9 protein-coding genes and 1 pseudogene are annotated in these 11,276 nt (G+C 59.3%); 1 reads left to right on the forward strand and 9 read right to left on the reverse strand.

Annotated elements, in window-relative coordinates; genetic code table 11:
* From Q0288_RS00705 to Q0288_RS00715, 3 genes and pseudogenes are all read right to left on the reverse strand, one after another.
* A pseudogene (locus Q0288_RS00705) lies at positions 1–401 on the reverse strand (ABC transporter permease); the annotation flags it as partial.
* Between the two features lie 8 nt (positions 402–409).
* Entirely contained in the window at positions 410–1,483 is a 1,074-nt protein-coding gene (locus Q0288_RS00710; RefSeq protein WP_299425635.1) for an ABC transporter permease, read from the reverse strand.
* 143 nt (positions 1,484–1,626) lie between these two features.
* Positions 1,627–3,366: an ABC transporter substrate-binding protein gene (locus Q0288_RS00715; RefSeq protein ID WP_299425638.1), complete on the reverse strand. Its 1,740-nt coding sequence runs from the start codon at positions 3,364–3,366 to the stop codon at positions 1,627–1,629.
* 147 nt (positions 3,367–3,513) lie between these two features.
* Between Q0288_RS00715 and Q0288_RS00720 the strand changes: the two genes are divergently transcribed.
* Positions 3,514–4,239, forward strand: a complete 726-nt coding sequence (locus tag Q0288_RS00720; protein ID WP_299425642.1) for a GntR family transcriptional regulator — start codon at positions 3,514–3,516, stop codon at positions 4,237–4,239.
* A gap of 160 nt (positions 4,240–4,399) precedes the next feature.
* Here Q0288_RS00720 and Q0288_RS00725 read toward each other — a convergent pair whose 3' ends face one another.
* From Q0288_RS00725 to Q0288_RS00750, 6 genes are all read right to left on the reverse strand, one after another.
* Positions 4,400–5,245, reverse strand: a complete 846-nt coding sequence (locus Q0288_RS00725; RefSeq protein WP_299425645.1) for an ABC transporter permease — start codon at positions 5,243–5,245, stop codon at positions 4,400–4,402.
* Positions 5,242–6,195 (reverse strand): ABC transporter permease, encoded by a 954-nt coding sequence (locus Q0288_RS00730; protein WP_299425647.1) that lies wholly within the window; start codon positions 6,193–6,195, stop codon positions 5,242–5,244. The genes Q0288_RS00725 and Q0288_RS00730 overlap by 4 nt, the downstream gene beginning before the upstream one ends.
* A 397-nt stretch (positions 6,196–6,592) precedes the next feature.
* On the reverse strand, positions 6,593–8,101 hold the full coding sequence (locus Q0288_RS00735; protein WP_299425650.1) for an ABC transporter substrate-binding protein: 1,509 nt from the start codon (positions 8,099–8,101) through the stop codon (positions 6,593–6,595).
* Positions 8,102–8,367: 266 nt separating this feature from the next.
* Positions 8,368–8,976 (reverse strand): 3'-5' exonuclease, encoded by a 609-nt coding sequence (locus Q0288_RS00740; RefSeq protein ID WP_299425653.1) that lies wholly within the window; start codon positions 8,974–8,976, stop codon positions 8,368–8,370.
* Positions 8,977–9,040: 64 nt separating this feature from the next.
* Positions 9,041–10,846, reverse strand: coding sequence for a putative nucleotidyltransferase substrate binding domain-containing protein (locus tag Q0288_RS00745; RefSeq protein ID WP_299425656.1), 1,806 nt, complete (start codon positions 10,844–10,846; stop codon positions 9,041–9,043).
* Between the two features lie 4 nt (positions 10,847–10,850).
* Positions 10,851–11,276, reverse strand: coding sequence for a hypothetical protein (locus tag Q0288_RS00750; protein ID WP_299425659.1), 426 nt, complete (start codon positions 11,274–11,276; stop codon positions 10,851–10,853).

Consider the following 11,276-nt stretch of genomic DNA (forward strand, 5'->3'; position numbering starts at 1 on the left):
CTGCCCATTAGAAAGATGGTGCCCCCTTCCACCCCAAACAGGTGGAGGTTGCTTTGCAGGCCGTAAAAGTTGTAGGTATCCCCCCGCACCAAAAAACGAATCGGCATAGGCCGGGTCTGATCCTCGGTGAAGGTTTGCAGAAATGTCACCGGGTCGCGTTCTCGTTTATACGCATAGACGAAAGGACGGTGCAACTGCCCCTGGTGGAAAAAGTGAATGCGCTGGGGCGGCTGGTTTCCCGAGCCCACATGCTGGGTAGCCACACTGTAGGGTGCAATGAAGCCCGCAAAAAAGGCCATTAAGTAGAGCAGCAGCAGCACGACTGCGCTCACCACACCGGGCCGGTGGCGCAGAAAACGCCTCCAGGCCAGATACAGCGGGCTATTGCGATCCCTCAACATATCCACCTTCAGTCATAGCGAATCCGGGGGTCGGCCAGGCTCAGTGCGATATCGGCCAGCAGATTCCCCACTACCAGCAGCACTGCCGATAGCATCAAAATTGCCATTGCAACCTGCTGATCTTTGGCGAATAGCGAGTCCAGCAGCAGTGGGCCCATGGTGGGCAGCGAGAGCAGCTTGGCAACCACAATATCGCTGCTGATGAGCTGCGGCAGTGAAAGCCCAGCCAGGCTAATCATGGGATTGATGGCATTTCGCACCGCATGACGATAAATCACCACCCGCTCAGCCAGCCCTTTGGCCCGTGCCGTGCGAACATAGTCCATGCCCAGCACGTCGAGTAAATTGGCCCTCATCTGCCGCATCAGACCGGCCAGCCCTTCGGCGCTCATGGCGACAATGGGAATCCACAGATGGGAGAGAAAGTTAATGAAGCGTTCCCAGCTCCAGGGTGCATCTATATACTGCGGACTGAACAACCCTCCGACACTGGTTCCACCCGTGCTCAGAACCAGATAGATAAGCAGGAGTGCGATCAGGAAATCGGGGGTTGCAAGGCCCATGTAGCCCAGGAAATTCGAACCCGTTGACAGTACCCCCCGCCTCCGCAGGGCAGTTGCGATGCCCAGCGGAATGGCAATCAGCCAGGTGATAACCAGGGTAAGGGTTGCCAGAACCAGCGTCCAGCCCACCCGTTCCCAGATGATGCTGCTTACGGGCCTTCCACTTTGAAAAGAAAAGCCAAAGTCTCCCTTAAATACGATGTTGGTCAGCCAGTTCCAGTACTGGATATAGAGGGGTTGATCGAGCCCAAACTGGCGTTTGATGTTGCGTACGGTTTCTTCGCTAAAGCGGGGGTCATCCAGATAGTTGCTCAGAAACCCGCCCGGTTGCAACTGCACCACCGCGAAAACCAGCATGGAGATCAGCAGCAGCGTCGGGATAGCCAGCAAGAGCCTGCGTACAACGTAAATTAGCATGAGGGCATCCAGACCATGCAGGGTGCGGGACTGGGGAACCAGGCTGGGTATTCGGAGCGGTTTGAAAGAAACATTTTCGTGGAGCTTTTCCTGGCGCTCCATGCCGACCAATCCCCGGTACGCTTTGGGTCGCTAGGCCTGATCACCGATGGCTCCTCGAGCCAGAAAACGCGCCAGGAACACACTGGCCAAATATACCCCTGTGGCAGCTTATCCCTGGCGCAACCAGCCCCTGCTGCATCCGTCTAGCGCTGGAATATTAGCGGAATGGGGTTGAATCCCGGAATCACACCCAGGGAAAAGATGTAGTTGCCAAACCGATTCGAGACGGCACCCACCGCATTCTCCTTGGCGATCATGATGACCTGGGCTTCTCGAGCCGCGATGGCCTGCCAGCGGTCATAGAGGGCCTTGCGCTGGGTGAAGTTGGTGGTGCTGGCGGCACGCTCCCACAGATCGTATATCTCACGCTCCCAGGGCAGGAAATTGTTGAACTGGGGCTGCCCGGTAGGGGTGGTGGGCTGGGTCGCCTGATGCCAGTAATACAAAGCACCGCCTGGTTTCCAGATGGGGGTGCGGAGTTCGGGGTCGGGCTGGTCGCCCAGAGCCAGCAGGATGGCTTCCCAGTCCTGGCCGCGCCCGGTCGCGAGCAGGTTGGCGGCCAGGATGCCTTGCAGGTTGACCTTTACCCCCACCCGCTGGAAGTCGTTCTGCAAGATGGTGGCGATGGCGGTAAAGACCGCCGAGTTGGAGCCGTAGGTGAGGGTGAACTCGAGGGGTCGGCCATTGGGAAGAAGCCGGATGCCATCGGCCCCACGGCGCAGCCCCAGGCGATCCAGCGCAGCGTTGGCGGCACTCAGGTCGAAGCGGCCCTGGAGCCGGGCCACCTCGGGGTAGTACCACTCGGAGACTGGGGCCACCCCAAAACTGGCCCGCTCGGCCAGGCCGTTGTACACATCCTCGATGATCCGCTCGCGGTTGACTGCAAACTGCATCGCACGGCGGAAATCGGAGTTTCTGAACAGTCGGGCCAGCTCGGCGTTTCTGGCGTTGTAGTTGAACGAAAGATTGGGCGGAGAACCAAACAGGGCGCGGAACTGCACCACCCGGAAAGGCGCACCGGCCACTTCACGCCGTTTGAGGTCGGGGAACTCAGCCCCGGTGATGTTGATCTGACCAAGGTTGCCGGCCAGGAACTGGGCCACGCGGGCCTGGGAGTCGGTGATGATCAGGTACTGAAGCTGATCGAGGTAGGGCAGGGGATTGCCGGCCGAATCGCGCTTCCAGTAGTTGGGATTCTTGACCAGCGTGACCTGCTGACCTGGGGTGTAGCTCCGCAGGCGGAAAGGCCCGGTGCCCACCACTTCTTCGGGGTTGACGTTGGTGGGCCAGGCGGTATTAATTTCGGCCCGGGGTCTGCCCCCTTCCTGGCTGAAGGGCAGCAGCTTGTGTTTGGGCATGATCGGCAGGCGCATGTAGTGGATGAAGGCCGGTGCGGGTCTGGGCAGGGTAAAACGCACCCGGAAATCGTTAAGCTTTTCGATCCGCACCCCCTCGAAGTTGCCAGGGTCACCGCCACGGGCTTCGGGATTGGCGACGATCTGGGTGTAGGTGAAGACCACATCGTCGGCAGTAAAGGGGCGGCCATCGTGCCAGCGGACATCGCGGCGCAGATCGAAGGTGTAGACCCGGCTCTCCCCGGTGATGGTCCAGCGGGTGGCGAGGGCGGGTTCTATCTGGTAGTTGGCCAGGTTGTACTCGATCAGGCCATCGAACATCTGGTTGGTCAGGGCCTGGATGGCCGAGTCAATAGCGCCGTAATAGAAAAGTGTTTGCGGTGCGCTGGCAAGGGACAGGGTGAGGCTACCGCCGGGCTTCCCTGTAGTTACGCCCAGATTGGCATAAGCGGGCAGGGTTTTGGGCTGTGCGAGGGCCAGACCCCCCGTCACCAGGCCAGCGGCCAAAAGCCACAGGTACTTTTTCATGGTTTCCTCCGTTGACATGCTGAACCCGCTCTCACTCAGGGGCAGAGCCAGCGCCGGGGGCGCAATCGCTCTGGTTCGCAAGGAGTATACGCCCAGCCAGGGGGATTGGCAAGACATTGGTACGCTAGTGGTATAATTGCGCTACCTATGCGGAAAGCTCTGAATATGCATGCAGCAACCCCGCTCTATTTGCAGCTCGAGGCTGTTTTACGCGAGGCCCTGGCATCGGACACCTGGAAAGCCGGCGAGGCCATGCCCCCCGAACGGGAGCTGGCCGACAATTTTGGGGTCTCGAGGCTCACCCTGCGCAAGGCTCTCGAGCGTCTCGAGGCCCAGGGGTTGGTGCAGCGCCGCCAGGGGTCGGGTACCTATGTAGCCCCCCGTCTCGAGCAGCCTCTCTCGACCCTCACCGGTTTTAGCGAGGATATGCGGGCTAGAGGCCTGGAACCCAGTGTACGCTGGCTCAAGCGTGGGTTGTTTATTGCCTCGCCAGAAGAAGTGCTGGCGTTGTCGCTATCACCAGGGGAAAAAGTAGCCCGTCTCGAGCGCGTCCGCAGTGCCCAGGGCGAACCCATGGCCGTCGAACGGGCAGCCCTGCCTGCGCACTTGCTCTCCGAGCCAGAGCAAGTCAGAGAGTCGCTTTACACCTATCTGGAAAGCAAAGGCTTACGCCCGGCCAGGGCCTTGCAGCGCCTGCGTTCGGTCGCCGCCAGCCGCCAGGAGGCCGAATTGCTGGGCGTCCGGGGTGGCGAGCCAGTGCTCTACATCGAACGCCTGAGTTATCTGGCCGATGGCAGCGTACTGGAATTTACCCGCAGCCACTACCGGGGCGATCGCTACGATTTTGTGGCCGAGTTGCGCAGCAAGCAGTGAGAACCTCGATAAGGCCAGCCAGGTGGCCTGGTCACTTATTTTTACAACCCGGTTTCCGACCCTCTAACGGCGGGATTTACTTTGAAATGGCTTGTTTTGGGGTTCCCATCACGTACCGCTGGACTTTGATACCGGGCTCCTAAGGCAGGCATGGCGATCATCAATGCCCCCGCAGCCGGGGATCGAGGGTGTCGCGCAGGGTATCACCCAGCAAATTAAATCCGAGCGATGCCACCAGAATAGCCAGCCCAGAAAACACTGATGTCCACGGGGATAGCGTCAGGTAGGCCCTGCCTTCGGACAGCATCTGGCCCAGCGAGGGGTTGGGGGGTTGGGTTCCCAGTCCCAGAAACGCCAGCGAGGATTCCACCAGAATGGCGGTAGATAAGGCCAGGGTGGTCTGCACCAGGATCACCGAGGCCAGATTGGGCAGAATGTGCCGCTGGATGATTCGACGGTTGCCCGCACCAATCGCAACCGCAGCCTGCACATAATCGGTGTTGCGAACCACCAGGGCGGGGCCACGGGTCAGACGGGCAAAGGTCGGGATGTAGACGATGCCAATTGCCAGGGCCGCATTCCACAGGCTCGGGCCCAGCATGGCGATAATGCCAATGGCCAGCAGGATGATCGGGAAGGCCAACAGCACATCCATCAAGCGCATGACCACACGGTCATACCAGCCACCCAGATACGCTGCCGAGACCCCCAGCAAAGTGCCCACCAGTACCGCAATCAACACCGAGCCAAAGGCCACCATCAAGGAACTGCGAAAACCAAACAGGATGCGCGATAGGAGGTCGCGCCCAAACTGATCGGTGCCGAGCCAGTGGGGGCCACTAGGCCCCGAAAGACGGGCCAGAATGTTTTGCTCGAGGGGGCTGTAGGGGGCCAGGATGGGGGCCAGAATTGCACTGAGCAAAACCACCAGGGTAAGCACGAGCCCCAACAAACCCAACGGATTGCGCAATAGGGGAAAAAAGGTTCTTTGCCAGGTCAGGGTCATGCGTATTCCACCCTGGGGTCGAGCCTGGCGTAGATCAGGTCAACCAGCAGATTGATCAGCACAAAAGCCACAGTGACCAGCAGGATGGCTCCCTGAATTAGCGGGTAGTTGCGTTCGCTGATGGCGCCCAGAATCAGACGACCCATCCCGGGGATGGCAAACACCTGCTCGACCACGATGGCTCCACCAAACAGATAGCCCACCTGAATTCCAATTACGGTGACCAGGGGAATCAGGGCGTTGCGAAGAGCGTGTTTGTAGAGCACTACCCGCTCCGAGAGGCCCTTAGCGCGGGCGGTGCGGATATAGTCCTGGTTCAGCACATCCAGCAAGGAAGAGCGTAGCACCCGGCTCAGCCCCGCCAGCATCGGCAGGGAAAGGGTGATGACGGGCAGGATTAGCCTCGAGATGTGCCCCCAGGGATCCTGGCTGAAGGGTACATAACCCAGGGTTTGCCAGCCTGGGGCCAGCTTGAACACCAGAAAGATCAAGAGCGTACCCAGCCAGAACGAGGGGAGTGTGACGCCGGTGATCGAAAAGAGCCGGATGATATACTCCGCGCTCGAGTTTCGCCAGTAGGCGGTTAGAACCCCCACCGGAATGGACAACCCGACGGCAATGATAAGCGAGAGGATGGTCAACTCCAGGGTGATGGGCAGGCGCTGCAAAATCTCATCGCTGATAGGTCGGCCCGTCCAGATGCTCTGCCCCAGGTCTCCGCGCAGTGCGGCACTCAGCCAGTCCCAATACTGCACGAGGATGGGCTTGTTCAAACCCAGTTTTTCCCGCAGGGCTGCAAGCCCTTCGGGGGTGATCTCGGTGTTGGCTCCCAGCATGATCTGAACCGCATCGCCGGGGATGAGGCGGATCATCAAGAACACCAGCACCGAGACCCCAAACAACACAAACAGGAGGTCGAGGGAGCGCTTTACAAAGAAGGAAAGCATCATGATTTAGAACTCAGAACCAGGTACCACTACGGCAGCCGCCACCAGCGATTTCCAAAACAGCCTGCTGCGGTTTGCAGGTATCGCGTAGCCGCAAAATCGGCCATGGGTGCGGTCTTAAGTGCAGGGTTTAAAGCGATCCAGTACTTGAGTCTCTGGCGGGGACTCCACCCGCTATGGCGGGATCTGCTTTGGACTGGTTTGTTTCAGGATCCTCGAAGCTCTCAGAGTATGTTTGTCCCAGCAACCAGCTCAGCACACTCCCGGGTACTGCGCCCGTGCGCAGAGGGGCAGGTCAGCCTTGCGGAAGCGCAACGAGAGCCTCGAGCTTTCGGCTCGGGTTCTTCGGCCCTCGACCCAGCACTCCGCAAACCCCAGCAGACTCCGTTGTCCCGCTTATTTACCGGGCCAGCCAGGTATCGCGCAGGTAGATCAGCGAACGGGTAGGAATGGGTCTGAAACCCTGCACGTTTTCGCGGGCGGCAGAGAACAGGGTGCCAAAGACCAGGTGAGCGATGGGGCCCTGGCAGGCCAGCTCGACCTGCAAGCGGGCATAGATAGGACGGCGGGCTGCTTCACTCACGGTGGTGCGGCCCTGGTTCAGCAGGCGGTCTACCGTAGGGTTGGAGAATTTGAAGACATTGGTCGAGCCGCCAGTGGAGAAGGTGCGGAACAAGTAGCCGTCGGGGTCGGCGTTACCCCCATTGATGGAAGCAAAGGTATCGAAGTTGGAGTTGCGCCACTCCTGGATGAACTTGCCTTGCTCCAGAACTTCGACCCGGGCGCGGAACCCGGCCTGGGCGAGCTGCTGCTGTACTACCTGGGCCGCATCCACCACGGTTTTGTTGGAGCCAATCACGATCATGCCAAAATCCACGCCATTGGGGTAGCCCGCTTGTGCCAGCAACTCCCTGGCCCTGGTGGGGTTGGTATTGTAGCAGGGGAATGCACTCAGCGGCGAGGCCCAGGAGCGCAGCCCCAGTGGCCCTGCGGGAACACCATGGCCAAAGTAGACCGCCTGGACAATTTGCGGGCGATTGAGGGCATAGTTGAGGGCCTCGCGCACCCTGGGGTTGTCGAAGGGTTTGCGGGAAGCATTCATGCCAATCAGGGTGTAGGCCAGATCCTGGGCGGTGATGAGTTTAACATTGGGGGTGGTGCGCAGGGTTACGGCCAGCGAGGGGTCAATGTTGGGCAGAAACTGGTAGGTGCCGCTGGCGAGGCCAATCTGGCGGGTGGCAGGGTCGGGCACAATGTTGTAGCGCAGGGCATCCAGGTAGGGGCGCCCTGGCCGCCAGTAGCGGGGGTGACGCTCGAGCAAGATGTAGGTATCGGGCACCCATTCCTTGAAGGCAAACGGCCCCGTGCCCATCGGCCGACGCTGCATGTCATTGCCTGCTTTCACGTAATCTTCGGACATGACCGCGATACCGGCCAGCTCGATGAGCAGCGGGGCAAACGGCTGGGAAAGCTCTACCACCAGTTGGGTTGGGGAGGTGGCCCGCGCATCCTTGATCAGGTTGATGCGGCTGGCGATGGGTGAACCGGTTCTGGAGTCGCGCACACGATTGATGGAAAAAGCAATATCACTGGCCGAGAGGGCTTTCCCATCATGAAAAGTGACACCGGAGCGAATCCTGAAGGTATAGGTCAGACCATCCTGACTTACCGTCCAGGACTCTGCCAGGGCTGGGCGTGGACGCAGACGCTCGTCAATCTCGGTGAGACCTTCGTAGATCTGACCGGTCACGATAAACGAAGCAAAGGCGGTTACCACGTGGGGATCGAGCCCGGAGGGCGAGGCATCCACCGCAATTTGTAGGGTTCCACCCCGCACCGGGGTCTGAGCGAAAGACCACCCCATTGCCAATAGCAATGCGGTTAACAAACCAAACCAACGACCTTTCATTGCGCCTCCTTGTGAGCTTAGAGCGTCTCGAGTGTAGCCTATGCCAACCGGCTTTGGTACTCAAGTGGTATAGCTTACTTTTTGGGACGAAGACCCTTTGTGAAAAGCCGCTTTTCCGGCGCCTCCCAACCACAACTTCGCAATCAAATTAAAGAGACCCGGAGGCTATCTTTTTGAATCCTGGAGCAGACCCCTCCCCGATGGTCGGCGAAAAAAGCGTCTCCCTTCGGTCGGGTTAGACCGAATCTGGTGTTATGCGCGGGACTTTATCGAACGAACTGCCGGAGCGTGCGTGCTCGAAGCTGGTTGCGGAGCACTAGAAAAAGCTCAGCGGTTGCCAGCGCGTCCCAAAGCGCGTGGTGTTCTATATGGCCAGGTAAACCAAGCGCGGCCCTGGCCGCGGCCAGGCCGGTGGGGAAGGGTTTTGTATGGGGCTCGAGCTGTCGCCGCCGCTCACCCAGCCTGGCCAGCAAGAGCACCGTGTCCACCACCAGGGGCTTGATCCAGGGCCTGCCCAGGGCTTTAAAGCTTCGTTGCAGAAAGCCCAGATCCACCGAGCCATAGTGCAGGAGCAATATATTATCGCCAATGCGCTGCTGAATTTCATCGAGTACTTGCCCCAGCGGGGGCGCACTTTCTAACTCCCTGGGCAGGATATGATGGGCTTTGATCCCTTCGGCTGAGAGCGCGTCAAATCGCACGGGATGAACCAGGCTGTAGTAATGCGCACCGTACTCGATCCTCCCATGCCGAATCGGAACCATGCCCACCGAGAGAATCTGATCGGAAGGGCTAAGCCCACTGGTCTCCAGATCCAGAGCCCAGTAGTTCACCTCGTTCCAGGCAGGGCTTTTGCTGAACGGCCAGAGGTTCATATGAGAGGAAGGGGTGGGGAAAAAACAGAGACCATTAGCTGCTTGTCAGGTATGCTCAGCCCACTTAACCGAGCCGGTCGGTGTGGAAGCGATTGCTCATGGCTTCCTGCATTTCACGCACCTGCAAAAAAGCTTCTTTGAGGTGGCGGCGCTCGAGGGGTGACAATCTTTCCAGCAAGACCTTATTGCCAGGCGCTTCATTGCGACCCAGGCTGGCGAGCTGCTCGCGCAGGCGCAGCCGCATCAGGAAGCCAAAAGCCTCCATCAGGGTTTCGGCTCCGTCCTGGCTTAGCTTGTTCTCGCGGGCAGCAGCTTGCAAGCGCTCAAGGGTAGCTCTGGCTTGGCTGCGGGCCTCGAGAGCATAGACTCGCGCCAGGCTCACGATGGGGGCGATCCCTCCCTTCTTGATATCCACCCCACCGTCGTCTTCCTTGATCTGGCGGAAGAAACCAATGGGCGGACGGAACTGGAGCGATGCCCTGGCAAGCTGGGCCAGGAAGATACCCCGGTCGGCGCTCGAGGCCAGAACGCGCTCGAGGGGTTCCAGCGAGAGCTGCCCGTGCACCGCGCGAAAATCGAAAAAGATCTGGGCCTCCAGCAGCTCCTGGGGTTTGGGCACCTCGATCCAGCTCTGGAATAGCTGTTCCCACTCAGAAATCGGCTTGCACCAGTTGATTGCCATATAACCCCCAGGGCAGGGAGGAAAACCGGCCTGAATCAGGCCCTCCACCACCAGCTGGGCCAGTTGCTCGAAATAAGCAGCAGCTTCGGGGGAGTCCACTTCGTAGATCAGGGCATTGTCCTGGTCGGTCAGAAGGGCCTGCTCCATCCGTCCCTCCGAGCCAAAAACAATCCAGGAGTATGCGCTTGGGGGTGGGCCAAGCCGATCCTCTCCCAAACGCAGCAGGATCCGAATCAACTGGTCATTAAGCGAGCTCACACTGCGCCCAATTTCACTGGCGCCCAGCCCCCCAGACAACAACGATTCGGCCACCCCGGTCAGCTCAGTCCCATAACCGGCCAGATCGCTCGGATTGCGGGTGCGCTCGAGCCTGCGCAGCAGATAGAGTGGGCTTTTGGTCTGCTGCCGCATGAATACGGTGTCGGTTACCAGACCGATAATCTTGCCATCTTGCTCCAGGGGCAGGTGATGAATACCCTGGCTCACCATGAACGATAGGGCTTCAAACAACGGTGTGCTGGCCGGCAGGGTTTTGACTGGAGTGCTCATGATCTCAACCAGCGGGGTCTCGGGGCCCTTGCCGGCGGCCAACACCCGGTTGCGCAGGTCGCGGTCGGTCAGGATTCCCAGGGGTTCACCCTCCACCAGCACCGAACTGATCTGATGGCTCCGCATCACCTGGGCTGCCTCGCCAATCGTGGATGGACGGGGCACAAACACCGGGGGCCGGGTGATCAGCTCCCCGACCGGCAAAGCGAGATCCAGGTTGACCATGCCCAACCCTTCGGCCCGCGTTGCCAGGCGGAGGCGTTCGGCCAGTCCCCTGGTAAAAAACTCAGCAAAAGCCGAATATTCCAGCAGTTTTTGAAATACTTCCCTGGGCCAGCGATACACCAGCAAATCTTCCTCGGCCACCACATCAAAGGCTGGAGCGTCCTGCGAGAGCAGAGAGGGATAGCCAAAGGCCTCTCCTTCTTCCAGATGCAGTATTGGCTGCCCATCGCGCTCGAGGCGAACCCCTCCCTTGCGAATCAGGTACAGGTGCTGGCTTTTGGGACCACTGCGCTCCAAAACCTTGCTACCATCGGGATAAAAGGTAATCTCCAAACCCCGTTCCACCCGGCTCATGGCCTCTTCTGGCAGCAGGTGGAAAGGGGCGTGATCACGTATAAATTCAACTGGATTCACAATCTTATTTTGCGGACTTCGCCGGGGAGTTTTGCCCCTCTTCCGGCAGCCGAATAATCAAACCCGAACCAAGCCAGGCCGAAAGGGGCAAAATTAGGCTTAGAGCCTGATTGGCTCCCAGGAGAACCTGCAATGCATAACCAAAGAGCAAGGCAGGCAGGAGCATGAAAAAGATTCTAAAAATCCGTTCAAGGCCAGGTTTTGGTGGCAAAGGCCAGAAGCGGGAATAAACCAGACCCAGCAGACCTCCCAGAGCCACCGCAGAGGCAATACGCAAGAGATCGAGGGGAGTGGGGAAGGGCCAGCCTGCAAAGTAGTGACCAGCCGTATAAAACAGAAACAAAAACGCCGCAATACCCACCAGAAGCCGCAAAAGCCGGAGCGTCAGATTGGTGGGTATGTAGACGGTGGTTTTGTGGGCGGAGTCCAG

This window comes from uncultured Meiothermus sp., assembly GCF_937863175.1.
Classification (GTDB): Bacteria; Deinococcota; Deinococci; order Deinococcales; family Thermaceae; genus Meiothermus.

Coding starts and splice junctions, on each gene's coding strand:
- Q0288_RS00710 (WP_299425635.1), bottom strand. CDS start 1,483: ATGGAGCGCCAGGAAAAGCTCCACGAAAATGTTTCTTTCAAACCGCTC.
- Q0288_RS00715 (WP_299425638.1), bottom strand. CDS start 3,366: ATGAAAAAGTACCTGTGGCTTTTGGCCGCTGGCCTGGTGACGGGGGGT.
- Q0288_RS00720 (WP_299425642.1), top strand. CDS start 3,514: ATGCGGAAAGCTCTGAATATGCATGCAGCAACCCCGCTCTATTTGCAG.
- Q0288_RS00725 (WP_299425645.1), bottom strand. CDS start 5,245: ATGACCCTGACCTGGCAAAGAACCTTTTTTCCCCTATTGCGCAATCCG.
- Q0288_RS00730 (WP_299425647.1), bottom strand. CDS start 6,195: ATGATGCTTTCCTTCTTTGTAAAGCGCTCCCTCGACCTCCTGTTTGTG.
- Q0288_RS00735 (WP_299425650.1), bottom strand. CDS start 8,101: ATGAAAGGTCGTTGGTTTGGTTTGTTAACCGCATTGCTATTGGCAATG.
- Q0288_RS00740 (WP_299425653.1), bottom strand. CDS start 8,976: ATGAACCTCTGGCCGTTCAGCAAAAGCCCTGCCTGGAACGAGGTGAAC.